Genomic DNA, 18,930 nt, shown 5'->3' with positions numbered 1-18,930 from the left:
TCTGTTTACCCCATAGTTTTATCACTATGGGGCTTTGTTTGTTATATTGATTTTTGTTGTGGAGAGGCAATCAGCATATACAACCGGTATAGATAAATCAGCAAAATAGCTGAAATGAGGTTATTAAACACACCGAGAATAATCCCTGCCATCTCGCTGTGAATGAATGTTAGGCGGTCAATAATAAACACCAGCAAGAGCCTCGCGGTCAGCCATAAAAGAATTGCCGGAACCAGCAAGCGAATATTGGCAAATGCCAGTTTCCAGCTTATTTTCATAGAAGCAAAAACGCCGCGACGCTCGGCAGTCATAATCACGGGTGATAACGCCAGTGCGATCGACAAAATAATGCCTGGTACCAGCATCAGCATTAAGCCAAATTGAATCAACAGAGTGCAGATAAGCAGTAACAGGAACAGTTTCGGTAATTGGCTTGCTGATAAACCAATTGCCTGTAATGAAGAGATACGATTTCCCGCTGAAACTGCCGCCACCAGTGTCAATACACCCCCAACCAGTAGCACGCTACCAATCATGCTTGAGAAAATGGTTCCGATTCCCGCCCGCATGATCATTGATTGTTGCTCTGGAGTCATTTGAGACACCAGCTCCTGAATACCGGCCTTGCCTGAGGTAGCAAACGTGAATTCTGCTTCTGTCAGCAACTTCATCTGTTCGCTGTCAGGAATAAACAGGTGCCCCAATAAGGTGGTAACCAGAGCCGCCAGAACGGCCAGGGTCAGGGTACTTAACAGTTGATTCTTGAAAAAGTTAAAACTGTCACGGTACAGGGTATTCGCCGTGATTGGCATGAAGACAGCTCCTATCAGGTTAAACAACAATTATCAGGTTAAACAACAATGCATAGGGGATGATTGTACCTTGTTATGGGGAAACGTGGATAGTAGAAACGAGATGAAACGGATAAATTAATGGTTAGTTGTGATTGTTGATAACAGAAAAAAATTCTTCACATTATATTCTTAAGATAAAAATAAACATAAAATTAACCTTATTAAAACATAATGGAAATATCATGAGAGGAAAGATAAAACATCGGAATAGTAAAAAGATGACTAACTGATTAATAATAAATAAACTTTGATTTGGATCAAGTTAAAATAATTCCTAATTGAAATAATAATATTATAGATATGCGGTTTTACTGAAATTCTTTGAAAGATGTGATCTGTCTTGGATCATAATTTCTAATATATGAGTATATTTTGATTGACTTTAAATCACAGGAATGGGATGAATAATGAAAAAAATTTCTGCATTTGTATTAGCAGCGGCAACTTTAGTACCCTCATTCGCTTTTGCTCATGAAGCGGGTGATTTTATTTTCCGCACAGGCACTGCAACAGTAAGACCTAATACAGGTTCTGATAATGTATTGGGGGTGGGTTCTTTTAGTGCGGATAATAATACCCAGATGGGTTTAACTTTCAGTTATATGATGACCGATAATATTGGTTTTGAATTACTGGCAGGGACACCCTTCCAGCATCGGGTAAGTTTACCGGGTGCTGGTGATATTGCCAAAGTAAAACATCTACCGCCGACATTAATGGCGCAATACTATTTCGGCTCTAAAGAAAGTAGTTTCCGTCCTTATGTTGGTGTTGGTCTTAACTATACCACTTTCTTTAACGAAAAATTCAATGGTAATTCGGCTGTTAAAGATAATAATTTACATAGTTTGGATTTGAAAGATTCCTGGGGTGTGGCGGGGCAGGTTGGTCTGGATTATGAGTTAGATCAGAATTGGATGTTGAACGCCTCTGTGTGGTGGGTAAACATTGAAACGGATGTGAAATTTAAAGCAGGTGACCAGCAATATAAAATTGATACCCGGCTTGATCCGTGGGTATTTATGTTTGGGGTTGGCTATCACTTTTAATATAAAAATGGGGCAGATTTTGCCCCATCTTTTGTATTAAAGTTGCGTGGCAGACTTCATTTTTGATACAAATTCAGTCAGTTCTTTCAGCATTATTTCTGGCTGAGAAAGATTTTCTTCGATAATTTTAACGATGGCAGATCCTGAAATGGCTCCTGCTGCGCCACTCGCTAATGTTTCTTTTACCTGCTTAGGTTCTGAAATACCAAATCCCTGTAACGGTGGTGCAGCATGATATTCCCATAGTTTATTGACTAGATGATTTAACGGTTTTTCACCTCGTTTTTCTATACCGGTCACTCCTGCTCTTGATAATAAGTAGGTATATCCGCGGCCATAAGAAGCAATTTCACGTAATAGTTCATCTTCCGCGTTGGGGGGACAAATAAAAATGGGGGCAATCCCATGTTTCATGGCTGCGGTACGGAATGGCCGTGATTCTGACATAGGAACATCTGCAACTAATACTGAATCGATATCGGCATCTTTGCAACGGCGGTAGAACTCATCTATTCCATGATGAAAAACCAGGTTAGCATACATTAATAAACCAATAGGAATATCAGGATATTTTGCCCTTATCTTTGTTAATAGTTCAAAACAGAGCGTGGGAGTCACATTTGAGGAGAAAGCGCGCAAATTAGCATTCTGAATTGTCGGGCCGTCAGCCAGCGGATCGGAAAAAGGAATACTTAACTCAAGAGCGTCAGCGCCACCGATAATCAGTGCATCAATAATTTTCAATGATAATTCTGGGGTTGGATCACCGAGTGTGACAAAGGGGACAAAAGCACCTTGTTTACGGCTTTCCAGTTGTTTAAATAGCTGCTCGTAACGCTCCATTAGATTTCCCCCCTGGATTTTAAAATATCGTGGACAGTAAATATGTCTTTATCACCGCGACCGGATAGGTTAACGATCAGTAATTGCTCTTTATCAGGAGCTTGATGGATCATTTTCAAAGCATAAGCCAGCGCATGAGAGGATTCGAGGGCTGGAATAATGCCTTCCTCACGGGAAAGGGTTTTGAATGCTTCTAATGCTTCATCATCGGTGATGGAAACATAGTCAGCCCGTCCAATGCTGTTCAGATAAGCATGTTGAGGGCCAACGGAAGGGAAATCCAGACCGGCGGAAATAGAATAAGATTCTTCAATCTGGCCTTCATCTGTCTGCATCATTGGCGATTTCATACCAAAATAGATACCCAATTTGCCATGTTTCAATGGCGCACCATGTTTACCGGTTTCGATACCGAGCCCGGCAGGTTCAATACCAATCAGGCGGACCGATGTTTCAGGAATAAACTCGGCAAACATGCCAATGGCATTGGAACCCCCACCAACACAGGCCAATACGGCATCGGGCAGGCGTCCTTCTCTTGCCAGAATCTGGGATTTGGCTTCTTCGCCAATCATACGCTGGAACTCTCGGACCATCGTCGGATAAGGGTGCGGTCCGGCGGCAGTTCCTAATAAATAGTGGGCTTTATCATAGCTACCAGACCAATCACGTAACGCTTCATTGCAAGCATCTTTTAAGGTGGCAGAACCGCTGTGAACCGGAATAACTTCGGCTCCCATCAGACGCATGCGGAAAACATTAGGGGATTGGCGCTCCACATCTTTAGCGCCCATATAAATGCGGCATTTCATATTTAAAAGTGCGCAGGTAAGGGCGGTGGCTACACCATGTTGACCAGCGCCGGTTTCTGCAATAATTTCGTTTTTGCCCATGCGTTTCGCTAATAGAGCCTGACCAAGTACCTGATTGGTTTTATGAGCACCGCCGTGTAATAGATCTTCTCGTTTCAGATAAAGGCGAGTTTTGGTGCCCTTCGTCAGATTACGGCATAACGTTAATGCCGTTGGCCTGCCTGCATAATTTTTCAGTAGATCTTGAAATTCTTGCTGGAATTCAGGATCTTGCTGAGCGGCAATAAATGCGGCTTCTAATTGTTCAAGGGCTGGAATAAGGATCTGTGGTACAAATTGTCCACCGAAATCACCAAAATAGGGGTTAAGCTTACTCATCATTCTATTTGTCCATCGTAATTAATCAGAAAACAGTAATTAATCGGAAAATTGCTGTTTATTGGTAACAGCGTAGTAGCTGAAACACTTTATTTAATTTATGACTGCTTTTGATGCCGGGTGCGTTTTCGACGCCAGAGTTAAAATCAAGTCCACAACAGCCATATTTTGCTGCTTGTTGGCAATTTTCTTCATTTAATCCACCGGCGAGCATGATGTTGGCGAGTGATTGTTTTTCAAGTAATTGCCAATCGAAACTTTGGCCGGTTCCACCTTTGCCGTTATCAAGTAAATAACGGTCAACATTTCTGGCTTTGGTGTGAAATTCATCTTTCGACATATCAATCGCTTTCCAGATTTGACAATTTTCAGGCAATGTTTTTCGTAATTCCTCAATATAAACTTCGCCTTCGGCGCCATGGAGTTGCACCGCAGCCAGAGAAAGGACACGAGCGGTATGACTGATGAATGCAGATGATTGATTTTGAAATACCCCGACATATTTGAGATTTGCTGCATTGATAATTTGTTGGGCCTGTTGGATATTAATTTTACGTGGTGAATGTTCAGCAAATATCAAACCACCATAAACAGCACCTGCCTGTAATGCCACTTTCGCATCTTGTGGGCGAGTTAATCCACAGACTTTATTTTCACCCAGAATCAGTTGACGTAATGCTAAGTCCAGATTGGGTTGGGCCATCAAAGCACTGCCAATGAGAAAGCCATTAGCATAATGACTAAGCTCACGAATTTGTTGATGCTGGTGGAGACCCGATTCGCTAATAACAATAGTTTCTTCCGGTAACTGTGGCGCAAGTTGTTTGGTACGGTTTAAATCGATAGAAAGATCTCTCAGATCACGGTTATTGATACCAATAACTTTAGCTTTTAGTGCAACTGCTCTGGCTCGCTCTTCTTCTGAGCTGATTTCAGTCAGCACGCCCATATTCAGGCTATGCGCCAGTTCAGACAGCGTAATATATTGCTGATCATCAAGAACAGAAAGCATCAGCAAAATCGCATCGGCTTGATAATAACGGGCAAGATAAACCTGATAAGGATCGATAATAAAATCTTTGCACAATACTGGCTGGTGAACGGTATCACTGACTAAACGAAGAAATTCATAGTTGCCTTGAAAATATTTTTCATCAGTTAATACAGAGATGGCCGTTGCATAGGGCTGATAAATTTTCGCTATTTGAATGGGATCAAAATCCTGGCGAATGACGCCTTTAGAAGGAGATGCCTTTTTACATTCCAGAATAAAAACGGTCTGTTCACTGTTTAGTGCCTGATAAAAATGACGGTTGCTGGCAACAACAGCATTAATAAAACTTTCCAATGGTTGTTGCTGTTTACGATTAATAAGATATTCGGCTTTATCATTAACAATTTTCTGTAAAATGGTAGCTTGCATGATTAACTCCTTGTTGCAAGTGCAATAACTCGTTCATAAGCTCGGCCACTGTGAATGGTTTCGAGAGCTTGTTGGGTGTTATGACGTAAATCTTCCTGTCCATGAATTTTCATTAACAGAGCAACGTTAGCCGCAACGGCATCAGCATGGGCTTTCTTACCCCGTCCTTGTAACAATAAACTGAGCATTTCACGATTATCCACGGGTGAACCTCCTTTTAGTGCTGACATTGGATGGCGTTGTAAACCAAAATCTTCAGCATTTAATTGATAATGGATAATTTCTCCATCGTTAATTTCTGCCACTTTCGTTGGTGCATGCAGTGCGACTTCATCCATGCCACCACTGTGTACAACCGCTGCCCGTTGATAGCCGAGAACCAGTAAGGTGCGGGCAATAGGTTCAACGAGTTCCGGGCTGTAGACGCCAATTAATGCTAATGGCGGACGTGCCGGATTAATCAAAGGACCTAATATATTAAATATAGTCCGTGTTTTCAGTTGTTGACGTACCGGCATCGCATGACAGAATCCCAGATGATAATGTGGCGCAAATAGGAAACAGATGCCGATTTCATCCAGTGCGCTACGAGCACATTCCGCGCTGATGTCAAGGGCGATACCAAACGCTGCCAGCAAATCAGAAGAACCTGATTGGCTGGAAACACTGCGGTTACCATGTTTGGCAATTTTAATCTGGCAAGCCGAGGCGACAAAGGCACTGGCGGTTGAAATATTGATACTGTTCGCACCATCACCGCCCGTTCCGACGATATCGCAGAAAGTGTAATCCGGCCGTGGAAATGGCAGGGCATTTGCCAATAATGCTTGGGCTGCACCGGCAATCTCCTGTGGTTGTTCACCCCGTAATTTCATGCTGATAAGTACAGCCGCGAGTTGTGGTTCATTTAATTCTCCTTGAATAATGGCGGCAAATAGTTGCTGGCTTTCTTGTTGTGTCAGTGTTTGCGCATTAAACAATTTATTGAAAATAGCTTGCATTTTCATCTCCCTTTTAATTTAGTGCCCAAACCAGAGTTTGTTCAAGCAATTTAGCGCCATGAGTTGTGAGAATCGATTCTGGGTGAAATTGAAATCCACAAACCTTATGTTTATCGTGGCGAACTGCCATCACGGTGTCGCCACAACGGGCAGAAATAGTCAGTTCAGACGGAATTAGGCTACCCATGAGAGAGTGATAACGGGCAACGGGTAGAGGGTTTTCCAGATTAGCGAACATAGCTTGATTATCGTGTTTTGCCAGAGAAGCTTTGCCGTGTAGGATTTCATCAGCAGCAGAAATTTTTCCACCATAAGCTTCAATAATGGCTTGATGCCCAAGACAGATGCCGATCACTGGGATTTTGCCGATGACTTGTTGGAGTAATTGAGGCATACAACCGGAGTCAGATGGTTTACCCGGTCCCGGTGAAAGCATCAATAGCGGAGAGGAGAGCATTCTTAATTGCTGCATAATCATTTCAGTAGCAACAGTATTGCGATAGATAACAACCTGATGACCATGATTACGCAATTGATCGACGAGGTTATAGGTGAATGAATCCACGTTGTCGAGCAGAAGAATATTTGCCATTAGAAAGTCTCCTCTGCCTGATGAGCCTCAATAATTGCACGAATGACTGCTCTTGCTTTGTTACGAGTCTCTTCGCATTCTGCTAAAGGTTCGGAATCCAGTACGATACCGGCGCCAACCTGAATAGTTGCTACGCCGTCTTCCACGTAAGCAGAGCGAATAACGATGCAATTATCCATATCCCCTTTGCCGGTGAAATAACCGACAGCACCACCGTAACTGCCACGGCGTTCGCTTTCATAGTGAGCGATAAGTTGCATTGCGCGTACTTTCGGCGCGCCGGTGAGGGTACCCATATTCATACAAGCTTGATAGGCATGAAAGGTGTCTAAATCATGGCGTAATGTCCCCACGACGCGGGAGACCAGATGCATAACAAAAGAGTAGCGATCGACTTTTGTCAGATCCGCGACATAGCGGCTGCCCGGCTCACAAATGCGGGCCAGGTCATTACGGGCCAAATCGACCAGCATCAGATGTTCGGCTAATTCTTTATGATCTGTTCGCATCTCCAGTTCGGTCCGGCTGTCAAGATCCGCATCCAGCTCGCCAGCCGCATTGCGCCCACGGGGACGTGTGCCGGCGATCGGGTAGATTTCAATTTGGCGATTGGACGCATCATATTTAAGCGCGCTTTCGGGAGATGCGCCAAACAGACAGAAATCTTTATCCTGCATGAAAAACATGTAGGGACTTGGATTGTGGTACTTAAGTTTTTGATAAGCATGAAGCGGTGCCGGGCAGGGCAAAAAGAAGCGTCTTGATGGCACTACCTGAAAGATATCCCCCTGGCGGATGTATTGTTGTAATTGCGCCACCATTTCTGCATAGGCCGAGTCATCCCGATTGTATGAAACTTTCATGGTTGGCAGAGAGATTTGTTGTACTGGTTCAATGGGTTTGGTAATGAGCGCCACTAATGTTTTTAATCGTTGCTTAAGGCGTTGTTCTTCTGCTTGAGAATCACTGAAAAGAGAGATTTGCAAGCGTGCATTTTTGTTCTGGTGGTCGATCACCAATAACGTTTCTGCGAGATAAAAACAGAAATCAGGGCAGCGTTGAACAGTTTTTACTGCGGGTAATGGTTCAAATCCGGCCACCAGATCATAGGAAAAAAGGCCGCCAACGAATATCGCTTCTGCGCTTGACGAATTGTATGTTGACGGCTCTTCCGCCAAAGAAAGCAGGGCACGCAGTGCATCAAATACGGATACCGCTTTTAGACGATTATCTTCATCTATATTGTGATTGATTGGTGGGAAAATCACTTGAAGAGTATTGTGTGTTATTTCAGATTGGACGTTGCTGGAAAATTTGTTGGCCAAAATGGGTAATAAATTTCGGCCATTTTCTGTTAAAGCGTCAAAAGTAACCTGATTGCCGTTGGCACTGATGCGCAAGGCACTATCGATAATTAGCAGACTTTTTAAGTTTTTTTTGCTGTTAATTTCCGCAGATTCTAGCAATAAAGTTGCTGGTCGCTCACCGCAGAGTTGGTTGAATAGTCGCGTAGGATCAGGTTGGTAAGCGGTTTCCTGCTCAATTACTGTGATTTTTGGTTGTTTATCCGTCATTTTTTCGTCCTGTCAATAAGTTATGCATATAAAAAAACCCGCTGATTAGGCGGGTTTTGGTAATTTGGCACTGTTGATTTATGTGCGTGACCATACCGCCCTTACTGGGAAGTTATGCCACCAACGGATAGACATCATAAATACAGCCATTTTCAGTGCCTCTTTAGTATTGATATAAGATGGGATACAAGACAATATCGCTTTCACTTGTGTACTAGTAAACTGGAACGAAATTGGTGTGTCAAGTATTTTTTGGCGCGTTTATTAATTTGCTGTGTGATTTCTCGAATTTGAAATGACCAACGTTACAGGTAGTGAATTTCCCACAGAATCTATTCAAGAGATAACCCTATTTTAATATGACTAGATAAAATTGAAGGTTAATTTGGTGACATTTTATTACGGTGTAACATAAACTGATTAATAGTTAGAGATCAGATAATATCGGATACTTAATTTTAATAAAATTATTATCTTATTGTCACAAATATCTCATCATATTATTTTATGATATAGCTATGATATATATTTAGTAATATTAAGTATGTAAATCATGTTTCATGAAAAAAAGAATTTAGCGATAGTACAAATTGGTTAAAGAGCAGGATTAGCTGGATTTTTTTTGAGTCAATAGGCAAACGGGAAGAATAGATAATCAATTTTTATATCTGTATATGAAAAAAAGAGGTTTAACCGATATTACTGTGAGAAGTAGTATTCATAGCTCTAACATATCGTGTTATTTAAAATTTAGATCTTTATAAGTTAAAACTATGTAATTATTTGTATTTAATACGTTATAGGTATACCTGAGGAACGATTTTTAATCTGAATACTTATACCCAATAGATTTTAAGATGCATCGCGACGGCAAGGGAGCGAATCCCCGGGAGCATAGATAACTATGTGACCGGGGTGAGAGAGTGCAGCCAACAAAGAGGCAACTTGAAAGATGACGGGTATATAGATCTCTACTTAATTCTGGCATTGGTCGCCATGATTTAACTCTCTGATGTTTAAAATAATTGTACTATTAGTGGAGTAAGATATGAGTGAAAATGAACCAAAAGCAGATAGCCAATTGGTGTATGAAACTGATCCATATAAGGTTAAGGATTCGGAAGAAGGTGCGGCGCAGAAAACTTATCGGTTAAATAGTTTTGATCCTAAGACAACCGATGGTGCATTATCTTATACACCAACAAGGCTTGCTAAAACAGTTTTCAATACTTATGAGGAGAAGGATGATTTTGGTGTTTTCTGTTATTTAACTGATTGGTCAATTTATGATGCGCGTTTTATTGACACAGCAAGCGAAGATGATTTTAAAAAGAATGGTGGCAGAGGCTCTGATTTAATGCGCTTTAAGGGTGATAAAGACAAGGGAAAGCCGTTTCAGAGAATTATCTTTAGCTTTGCAGGTATTATTGGTGACACTGGGGAGAAGAAAGAAACTATCATTGCTGCCGCGGGTAAAAATGGATGGCAAATGGGGGAGGCCGAACAAGATATTCTAGAGAATCACGAAGGTAAACCTATTCCAATTGATCCTTGGGCTGATGTTGGTGCTTATCTTAATTGTGGCTTTACTAATTGGGTGGGCAATCCTGTAGACTTATATCAGCAAGATAAAGCCCAAGGGGTATTAGGAGGATTGCGCTTACTCAAAGAACAAAACCCGGATCTGGAAATTTCTGTTAGTGTTGGCGGTTGGTCAATGAGTGGTGCTTTTTATAAAGTTTGTCGTGATGAGAAACTGCGCCAACGGTTTGTTGAGGGGGTTAAAGATTTATACACCAGATTCCCCATGCTAACCCATATTGATCTTGATTGGGAATATCCTGGTTCTGCGGGGGAAAATAATCAATTTGATAAAGATGATTATAAGTACTTTGCTGAGCTTATTAAGGATTTGAAGAGTGCAAATATCAGTAATTTGAAAGGCATTAGTATTGCAGCTTCTGCTGATGTAGAAAAAATTAAAGCAGCGAATATTCCAGAATTGATCGCCGCCGGTGTCAATGAAATCAACTTAATGACTTATGATTTCTTTACATTGGGCGATGGAAAACTTTCTCATCACACTAATCTTTATCGCAATCAGGATGATCAGTATTCTAAATATTCAGTCGATGATGCAGTTAACTATCTTATCTCTTTAGGTATTAATAAGAAATTTATTTATATCGGTTATTCTGGTTACACTCGTAATGCCAGAACTGCGGAGTTAGAGAGTAAGGATAATGAACAACTGGTTGGGAAATATACTGATGGAACATCCACAGTAGGGAGTTTCGAATACAGTGTAATTGAATGGACAGATATTATCTATAACTATGTTGATTATGAAAATCAAATAGGTCGTAATGGTTTTGCGGTTCTCCATGATCCGGTGGCGAAAGCCGATTATCTTTACAATAAAGATCTCAAAGTATTTATGTCGTTAGATACGCCACGCTCAGTAAGAGAAAAAGGCCGCTATGTTAAAGAAAAAGGGCTTGGTGGCTTATTTATTTGGACCGGTGATCAAGATAATGGTTTGCTAACTAATGCTGCTCATGAGGGATTGGGGCGTAAGGCGATTAAAAAAGTTATTGAAATGGAACCGTTTTATTTCGAAGGTGAACTTCCTTCTTACGATAAACCGAAAGAGAAACGGTGTGAAGCATGTAAATTAAATTGAATTTATGCTTTAAAAAATCTCACTACTTAAAATGGTTATAGTCTCTATAACTGTTCTGTTCAGGTGTTTCCGATTAATTAGGTTGGGAATAATATAATGGATAAATATAAAAGCATTTCTCGTGAAAAACAGAATATAACAAAAGTATCACCATTATTAGCTGCGGTGGCAGAAGTTAAATCGTCAAAATCGCCATCAGGTTATAGGTTATTAAACGCAGTAGAGAAAGAAGATAATTCCACTATCACGCTGGTTAATACACTCCAGCGTCTGGGATATCACTCAATTTTTGATATTGCAGAAGTATCAAAGCAGCGATTTATTAAACGCCATAATCAATCTTTATCAGGTCATGCGGAGGTCATTTTTGATAAAGCAGTGAGTGCGGCGAATCAATTGGTACAAAGTTATCGGCAAAGACAATTGAGGGATTACGATGACACATCATTAACAAAAGCGAGTCATCAGGCAAGATATTTTTCTTATCGCAATAATGATGCAGATGAGAAAGAAAAATTACCTGATTACAGTAATCTATTTCCTGAGCCTTGGGATAGCTTCTGTCAGCCAAACGCTATTGAATCCCTTGACAGTCCGGTAAATTACCTGCTTGATCTTTATAAGTTTGTACAACAAATAGAGTTAGATGGCTCTAATAATGCCGTGGGATTGGAGCAAAGGCGTGCTGATATTCCTGACTTATTACTTAATAGTGATAATCTTTACAAAGAGATCACGGCAATATCTATTGTGAATGATGTTTTGTCGAAAAGTGCCAGGGAATATATTGATCAGACAGGTCAGGCGGAAAAACCGGTTAATCAGGTTTTGGGAGAGACTCGTTTTCCCTTTACATTACCTTATAGTTTACCCTCTCAACAGATCAATAAAGGTTTGGCCGAAAAAGAGACTGAATTAGGTACCGTTATTCAGCAAGTGAATCAACAATTTCCTTGGCATATCTTAACGGAAAAACGTGATCAGGCTCTGCTTGCTTATACCCAATTAAGTAAAGAGCAAATGAGTTTACTGACAGAGAAAAGCCCATTTGCGCAACACTTTTTATCACGCGAACAACTTATTAATAGCTATTTCAGTACAAGTACAACAGAAGTATTGCCTGAACGTGATGTTGCAAAACATGCTTATATTATTCATGCTGATGAAAATATCACTGGCCCAACATTATTGAGTGGTAATGTTGATAAAGCCTATGATGAAATTGTCGTTACTTGTGAAAATAAAGCTAAAGAGACGATCAAAGTTAAACTTCGTGGTGAAAATGTTCTGACCTACAATCGCATAAAAGCGAGGATGGAGCCTTTCGATAATTCATCACCATTTAGTCGGCAGTTAAAATTGACTTATGTAGAAAGTGATAATAGTGATATCGGTAATTTAGATAAAGGTCCTTTCTTTGGTGAAATGACAGTTTATGCTGCGGTACCCAAAGAAAGTACAAATAATACTGCGGTAAATATTGAAGGCATTAACTTCCTGACCATGACTTATCGTTTTGCTATTGCTAAACAAGGGACTGCACAATCAGAATTATTGCCAGAAGCAGAGCGGTTTTTCCAAGATAACTATGGCGTTTCTGCGGATGAAAGGGTGAAATTAACAGAGATTTTATCTTTTGGTCAACAAACAGGATCGAAAGTGACAGATCTCGAACACTTGTTTAGTAGTGGTGATTTCCGGCCTTTAGTTTCGCCAAATGTGGTATTTTCTAATCCTATCTTCGATAGTGGGCAAACATCAGAACACTTTCCTGCACCTTATCACTGTGGTGGTGTTTATATAAATGCAGGGCAATTGGATGCATTAAGCATTGTGAGAACGGACTCAGGACGGGAAATAGATGCAGTTTCTGATTTTCGCTATGATCGAATGAACCGCTTTATTCGTTTACAGCGTTGGTTAGCGTTACCTTATCATCAACTTGATTTACTGGTAACCTCAGCAATAAAAGCTGAACCGAAAAATAGCGATCTGGCTATCTCTAATAATACATTAAGAGCATTAGGTTTATTCCGTCATTTATCGACACAATATAAAGTATTACCGGAGACGTTTGCCGGATGGATATATCAAATTACGCCATTTGCCATCAGCAATAATATTCCATTTTTTGATCAAGTTTTTAATCAGTCTAAACTTTTTGACCAGCCGTTAATTCTGGATGGGAAAGAATTTAACTATGCAGAAAATCAAGGAGATGGCGCAAAAACAGTTAAACAATTGTGTGCAGGGTTAGCTATTTCTTTATCCACGTTTCAAGTGATTGCACCTATCGTTGAGAAAGCACTGAAACTCTCTTCTGGCAAATTAGTGCGTAATCTTGATGTCGTATCCAGACTTTATCGCTTGGTGACTATTCCACGATTATTTGGTTTTTCTGCGGAAGATGGATTAATTCTGGTGGATATTTTAACGGATAAAAGCGAATATCTGGTAAATATACCGGCTTTAGGAGAGAAAGATGACATCCTCAGTATTATTGCCCAAATGGAGGTTTTAACTTCCTGGCTCACTAAAACGAAACTGACACCGATTAAGCTTTCTCTATTATTAGGTAAAACTCAGCTTCCGGTCGTGCCAACAAGTGGTATGTTAACTTTTTATAAAGGAATTTCTGACGGTCTTACTGATAATGTACGTTTGCAAGACTCTGATTTTAATCGGCAAGAAATAAATGGTACAGATTGGTGGACCATTTTGTCAGATGAAAATGGTGTTTTTGATAGGGATAATGGATTAATCAAAGATATTCCATTGATATGGGGAAAAACAGACGAAGAATCTCTGAGGAAAAAGATAGAAGATATTGTAAAAGAGAAAAAGATAACTCCAGATAATAATCAAATTAATATTGTCTTGCAGATCATATTGCAATCTAAAACCACACAAGAGAGTCTATTATCTAGCACTATTGCGGGTGAATATGGGGTATCAAGAGATATTGTGCCACTACAATTGCGTTGGTTAGGAAGTAGTGTTTATTCAGTGTTGAAAATGGTGTTAGATAATACACCAGAAAAAGTTGAAGATATTAAAAAAGAGTTTCTGGACTTGACCTATAGTCTGTTAGTTTATACCCAATTAATTAATGCGTTGAGCATAGGTAATAATCTATTATTATTGCGCCTGACAAATCCTAAATGGCTTGGACTAATCATAGATGAAACCACAGAAATATCATTGTCGTTAGATGAAATTTTCCTGTTGAATCGCTATCAAGATTTACTGGAAAATGCGAAACAAAATGAGGATAAAGTTCAGGAATATTTTACTTTTGCTAACAGTGAAATTTTACCGAAGACAGAAGAGGATGATAATAATTATAAATGTGCGCAATTACTGGCGGAAATTTTAGATTGGGGTCCTGATGAAATTTATCTTGCTTGCGATAAAGGAGGATTAGAAAGAAAACGTGCGATGACCTTATCCCAAATAGATTGGATACGACGGCTACAACAATTTTCTGTGAAAACCAATTTATCCGTTGAGCCTTTATTAGGTGCTGGTGCACTTGATGTTAATTCAGATTTTGAAGCTTTCCAAAGCATTGGTGAAGCAGTAATGGCTGCATTAAAAGCGCAAGGAGATGATGAGAATGTCTAGTTTAATTGAAGCTAAATTACAGGAAAATTTGCGTGATGCATTAGTTGATTATTATCTTGGTCAGATTGTTCCGCATGATACCGCTTTTCAATCCTTGCGTGAAAGAATTCAAAATGTTGATGACTTGTATGATTTTCTCTTGTTAGACACTCAGGTCTCTTCTAAAGTAAAAACAGCCCGTGTCGCACATATTACCCAATCTATACAACAATATATTAACCGTATTGTTTTGAATTTAGAGTCAGGTTTATCAATGACTCAGGAAGAGGCAGATAATTGGCAGGAGTTTGCTAATCGTTATGGTTATTGGGCGGCAAATCAACAATTGGCTATTTATCCAGAAGTCTATGTTGATCCCACATTACGTTTAACCAAAACAGAATTCTTTTTCCAACTTGAAAGTGCGCTTAATCAAGGCAAGCTCACCGATGATGTTGCTCAAAAAGCGATATTGGGATATTTGAATAACTTCGAAGAGGTCAGTAATTTAGAGGTTATTGCTGGCTATGAAGATGGTATTGATATTACCGATGATAAGATCTATTTCATTGCTAAAACACGAACTCAACCTTACCGTTATTTTTGGCGAACTTTAGATGCCAAACAGCGTAATAATCAGACTGATGAACTCTATCCTACCGCCTGGAGTGAGTGGAAGCTGATTAATGTTCCTTTAGAAAATGCGTATAACGGTATTGTTCGTCCAATTATCCTAAATAACCGGTTATATATTAGTTGGTTTGAAGTCTCTGAAGAAAAACAAGATCAAGGTAATAGCGTTAAATATCGTACCAAACTTAATTTGGCTCATTTAGCATTTGATGGTACCTGGAGTACCGGGACAACTGTTCGTGAGGATTTACTCGACCACTCAATGAAAGAGTTGATTGCGGTTCTCGATCGTACCGGAAATGTTGAACGTTTAGCGTTGGTCGCATTTGTGCGCTTGCAAGGTACAGATAATGATGGAAAAGCATACGATTATGATGAAGTTTTCACCTATGTTTGTGACAACTTATTAATGGAAGCAACGGATTTGCCCAAATCCACTTCAAAGCTATCCGACCTTGATGCATATGGCGCTGCTTTAGTCTGGTTCTATTTTCGGGAACCCTCAAATGGCGGGCCGGAAGAATATAAGCAATTGGTACTTTATCCCGTTAATAATAATATGAAATGGCCGATAGCCGAACCACCAACATTTGAAGGACAACTGGGTAAAATAGACGATTTTAAGCTGGAGGCGCCTTATGTTGACGGGACATTAAATATGCATCTTACGTCCACTTCAACGTATAAATATGATTTTAGCAGAAGTAAAAATATCCTTTATTGTATTTGGCTGGAAGATAGCAAGGGTGAACGCTGTTGGCTTGATTATAAGATACTGACTCCAGAAGATTATGATCCAAATCTGAGTTTCATATTGAACCGTTGTGATAGAAATGATGTAACGGTTGTTACGGGTTTTAGTTTGCCGTCGGAAACTGGAGATGTTGCGGGTAAAATTAAAACTAAACTCAGTGTAGGTAAATTGCTCCGTGATAAGGTTCAGATTAAACAGACTAAACAAACTCAGTATTTGCAATTTCCAAAGGAACAGAAACCAAAGGAACCATTAGAAAGTTGGTATTCTGACAAGGCGATTCGTTTAAATACCCTGTTTGCAAAAGAATTAATTAGTAAGGCGAGTCAAAAACTGGACAAAGTTCTCAGTTGGGAAACGCAAAATATTCATGAAGAGCCGATTACCGGCAATGTTTCAAAACCTATCGACCTTAAAGGAGCAAATGGTATTTATTTCTGGGAATTATTCTTCCATATGCCATTTATGGTGGCCTGGCGGTTTAATGTCGAACAGCGTTATGAAGAAGCCAGTCGCTGGATTAAGTTTATTTTTAATCCTTTTGAAAGTCATGATGAATCGGCGCTGGAACAAAATAAGCCACGTTATTGGAATAGTCGCCCGATCATTGACGAGCCAAAGAGATTACGTAGTTTAATAGAACCGGCTGATCCTGATGCAATTTCTGCCAGTGAACCTATTCATTATCGTAAGGCTATTTTTAACTTCTACGTTAAGAATATTATCGATCAGGGTGACATGGAATATCGCAAATTACAGACTACTGCCAGAACGGTGGCACGTCTGAGCTATGCAACGGCAAGTTCATTATTAGGTGCGCGTCCTGATCTCCAATTAGCCAGTTCATGGCAGCCGATAACTCTTGAGGATGCATCATATAGGAAGAGTAGCACAGTACGTGCATTGGAGATGATAAGTTATCCTTTGCCTTATGCCCCGGTGGTTCATGATAAAACGATTCGTGCGCTGGATAATGATCTCTTTATGAAACCGATTAATGAAGAGTTAACGGCCCTGTGGGATAAAATAGAAAACCGGATTTACAATTTACGGCATAATTTAACGCTGGATGGTAAAGAAATTTCTATGGATCTTTATGATTCGAAAATTTCTCCTCGTGGATTAATGAATCAGCGTTATCAGAAGGTTGTTGCTGCCAGAAATGCCAGCAGAATGAATTTCAGAGTGCCAAATTATCGTTTTGAACCGATGTTGGCGCGGGCGAAATCGGGTGTCGATACATTGATACAATTTGGCAGCACGTTGTTAAGCCTGTTGGAACGGAAAGATAATTTGAGTTTTGAATCATTCCAGATGGTGCAGAATAATGATCTCTACCGTTTTGCGGTTGACCTTCAGCAACAAGATATCAATATTAATCAGGCCAGTCTTGATGCATTGCAAGTGAGTAAACAATCTGCTCAGGAGCGGTACGAACATTATAAAAGTCTTTATGATGAAAATATTTCGTCAACGGAACAACAGGTTATTGAATTACAGGCTCAGGCATCTTCTGCTCTGTTAGCTTCACAAGTATCAAGAACAGCGGCGGCGGCACTGGATTTAGTTCCCAATATTTATGGATTGGCAGTCGGGGGTTCACATTGGGGGGCCGCTTTAAATGCTGTTGCTGAAATAGCAACCTTGAAACATCAGTCTGATAGTACTAAAGCTGATAGCCTCAGTGTTTCTGAATCTTATCGCCGTCGCCGGCAAGAGTGGGAACTGCAATATAAACAGGCTGAATGGGAAGTAAAATCTATTGATCAGCAAATTAATATTCAGCAGTTGCAGGTCAGCGCCGCACGTAAGCGTTTGGCGCAAGTAGAAGCACAGCAACAACAATCTCAGGCACTGTTGGCGTATTTCTCCAGCCGTTTTACTAATGAAAGCTTATATACTTGGATGATTAGCCAGATCTCAAGCCTTTATTTGCAGGCTTATGATGCTGTTTCATCGTTATGTTTATCCGCACAAGCCTCTTTACAATATGAACTTGGACTAGGCGAGCAGAATTTTATTGATGGCGCGAGCTGGAATGATCTCTATCAAGGGCTGTTGGTCGGTGAAAATCTGAAATTGGCGTTGCAACGCATGGAACGCACTTATGTTGAGCAAAATTCGCGTAAATTGGAAATTATCAAAACAATTTCACTTAAATCTTTATTGGGTGAGTCTTGGGAAAATAATCTCAACGCTTTAAAAGCGCATACTGCAATTACCTTTAATTTGGATGAGTTAAAACAATTTGGTGTGGATTATCCGGGTTTATTTAATCGGCGGATTAAATCAGTTTCAGTGACGCTGCCGATGTTAATTGGGCCTTATGAAGATATCTGTGCCAAATTAAGTTTGTCGGGTGTGAGTAGTTATACGACAAAAGCGGATCTCAAAACCGTTGAAAAAATGTTGAAAGAAGGAATTCGTGCAGAAACGCCTTATACGGTGCGCAGTATCCAGCCTAATCAACAAATCGCTTTATCTACGGGGATTAATGACAGCGGAATGTTCACGCTTAATTTCGATGATGAACGTTTCTTACCCTTTGAGGGGGTAGGAGTAGGATCGAGTTGGAATTTCCAATTTACCAATACCTCGCAGGATTTAGAAAGTTTGACCGATATTATTCTTCATATTCGATATACCGCGCAAGAAGGATCTGCATCATTTGGTCTGGCGGTTAAAGAGTTATTAAAAAAGGAAAACCCAGATTTGTGATAACGAGAATTAA

The 18,930-nt window shown here is 40.1% G+C and carries 11 protein-coding genes and 1 other annotated feature; of the genes, 4 read left to right on the top strand and 7 right to left on the bottom strand.

The genetic code is table 11. From position 1 onward, the window contains the following. Nucleotides 1–41 precede the first annotated feature (41 nt). On the bottom strand, nucleotides 42–812 hold the full coding sequence (locus LGZ98_RS10120; protein WP_011146702.1) for a YciC family protein: 771 nt from the start codon (nucleotides 810–812) through the stop codon (nucleotides 42–44). Nucleotides 813–1,261: 449 nt separating this feature from the next. On the opposite strand from LGZ98_RS10120, the gene ompW reads away from it, so the two are divergent. After that, complete coding sequence (ompW, locus tag LGZ98_RS10115; RefSeq protein WP_262978047.1) at nucleotides 1,262–1,903, top strand: outer membrane protein OmpW; 642 nt, start codon at nucleotides 1,262–1,264, stop codon at nucleotides 1,901–1,903. 36 nt (nucleotides 1,904–1,939) lie between these two features. Here the strand turns inward: ompW and trpA are convergent, their stop codons facing one another. The 6 genes from trpA to LGZ98_RS10085 are packed head-to-tail and all read right to left on the bottom strand — an operon-like array spanning nucleotide 1,940 to nucleotide 8,526. Beyond that, complete coding sequence (trpA, locus tag LGZ98_RS10110; protein WP_262978046.1) at nucleotides 1,940–2,746, bottom strand: tryptophan synthase subunit alpha; 807 nt, start codon at nucleotides 2,744–2,746, stop codon at nucleotides 1,940–1,942. Continuing rightward, nucleotides 2,746–3,936, bottom strand: coding sequence for a tryptophan synthase subunit beta (gene trpB / locus LGZ98_RS10105; protein WP_011146690.1), 1,191 nt, complete (start codon nucleotides 3,934–3,936; stop codon nucleotides 2,746–2,748). The genes trpA and trpB overlap by 1 nt, the downstream gene beginning before the upstream one ends. 58 nt (nucleotides 3,937–3,994) lie before the next feature. Then, a complete protein-coding gene (gene trpCF / locus LGZ98_RS10100) occupies nucleotides 3,995–5,359 on the bottom strand; it encodes a bifunctional indole-3-glycerol-phosphate synthase TrpC/phosphoribosylanthranilate isomerase TrpF (protein ID WP_262978045.1) in 1,365 nt (454 codons plus the stop codon). Nucleotides 5,360–5,361: 2 nt separating this feature from the next. Next, nucleotides 5,362–6,360: an anthranilate phosphoribosyltransferase gene (trpD, locus tag LGZ98_RS10095; protein WP_262978044.1), complete on the bottom strand. Its 999-nt coding sequence runs from the start codon at nucleotides 6,358–6,360 to the stop codon at nucleotides 5,362–5,364. Between the two features lie 13 nt (nucleotides 6,361–6,373). Further along, a complete protein-coding gene (locus tag LGZ98_RS10090; protein ID WP_262978043.1) occupies nucleotides 6,374–6,952 on the bottom strand; it encodes a glutamine amidotransferase-related protein in 579 nt (192 codons plus the stop codon). After that, nucleotides 6,952–8,526 (bottom strand): anthranilate synthase component 1, encoded by a 1,575-nt coding sequence (locus LGZ98_RS10085; RefSeq protein ID WP_113041355.1) that lies wholly within the window; start codon nucleotides 8,524–8,526, stop codon nucleotides 6,952–6,954. Before LGZ98_RS10085 ends, LGZ98_RS10090 begins: the two co-directional genes overlap by 1 nt. 28 nt (nucleotides 8,527–8,554) lie before the next feature. Beyond that, nucleotides 8,555–8,655 (bottom strand) — a sequence feature (Trp leader region). A gap of 919 nt (nucleotides 8,656–9,574) precedes the next feature. Here LGZ98_RS10085 and LGZ98_RS10080 point away from each other — a divergent pair. The 3 genes from LGZ98_RS10080 to LGZ98_RS10070 all read left to right on the top strand — a co-directional run bounded on the left by LGZ98_RS10080 (nucleotide 9,575) and on the right by LGZ98_RS10070 (nucleotide 18,917). Continuing rightward, complete coding sequence (locus LGZ98_RS10080; protein WP_262978042.1) at nucleotides 9,575–11,209, top strand: glycoside hydrolase family 18 protein; 1,635 nt, start codon at nucleotides 9,575–9,577, stop codon at nucleotides 11,207–11,209. Nucleotides 11,210–11,305: 96 nt separating this feature from the next. Continuing rightward, entirely contained in the window at nucleotides 11,306–14,833 is a 3,528-nt protein-coding gene (locus tag LGZ98_RS10075; RefSeq protein ID WP_262978041.1) for a Tc toxin subunit A, read from the top strand. Beyond that, on the top strand, nucleotides 14,826–18,917 hold the full coding sequence (locus LGZ98_RS10070) for a Tc toxin subunit A-related protein (protein ID WP_262978040.1): 4,092 nt from the start codon (nucleotides 14,826–14,828) through the stop codon (nucleotides 18,915–18,917). Before LGZ98_RS10075 ends, LGZ98_RS10070 begins: the two co-directional genes overlap by 8 nt. Nucleotides 18,918–18,930: the final 13 nt, after the last annotated feature.

Source organism: Photorhabdus kayaii, assembly GCF_025384895.1.
Lineage (GTDB): Bacteria > Pseudomonadota > Gammaproteobacteria > Enterobacterales > Enterobacteriaceae > Photorhabdus > Photorhabdus kayaii.
Note: the sequence above shows the minus strand (reverse complement) of the source record. Positions and strands in the feature narration are given on the sequence as shown.

What these genes read in the sequence shown, in the direction of transcription:
- LGZ98_RS10120 (WP_011146702.1), bottom strand. Translation starts at nt 812, where the DNA reads ATGCCAATCACGGCGAATACCCTGTACCGTGACAGTTTTAACTTTTTC.
- ompW (WP_262978047.1), top strand. Translation starts at nt 1,262, where the DNA reads ATGAAAAAAATTTCTGCATTTGTATTAGCAGCGGCAACTTTAGTACCC.
- trpA (WP_262978046.1), bottom strand. Translation starts at nt 2,746, where the DNA reads ATGGAGCGTTACGAGCAGCTATTTAAACAACTGGAAAGCCGTAAACAA.
- trpB (WP_011146690.1), bottom strand. Translation starts at nt 3,936, where the DNA reads ATGAGTAAGCTTAACCCCTATTTTGGTGATTTCGGTGGACAATTTGTA.
- trpCF (WP_262978045.1), bottom strand. Translation starts at nt 5,359, where the DNA reads ATGCAAGCTACCATTTTACAGAAAATTGTTAATGATAAAGCCGAATAT.
- trpD (WP_262978044.1), bottom strand. Translation starts at nt 6,360, where the DNA reads ATGCAAGCTATTTTCAATAAATTGTTTAATGCGCAAACACTGACACAA.
- LGZ98_RS10090 (WP_262978043.1), bottom strand. Translation starts at nt 6,952, where the DNA reads ATGGCAAATATTCTTCTGCTCGACAACGTGGATTCATTCACCTATAAC.
- LGZ98_RS10085 (WP_113041355.1), bottom strand. Translation starts at nt 8,526, where the DNA reads ATGACGGATAAACAACCAAAAATCACAGTAATTGAGCAGGAAACCGCT.
- LGZ98_RS10080 (WP_262978042.1), top strand. Translation starts at nt 9,575, where the DNA reads ATGAGTGAAAATGAACCAAAAGCAGATAGCCAATTGGTGTATGAAACT.
- LGZ98_RS10075 (WP_262978041.1), top strand. Translation starts at nt 11,306, where the DNA reads ATGGATAAATATAAAAGCATTTCTCGTGAAAAACAGAATATAACAAAA.
- LGZ98_RS10070 (WP_262978040.1), top strand. Translation starts at nt 14,826, where the DNA reads ATGTCTAGTTTAATTGAAGCTAAATTACAGGAAAATTTGCGTGATGCA.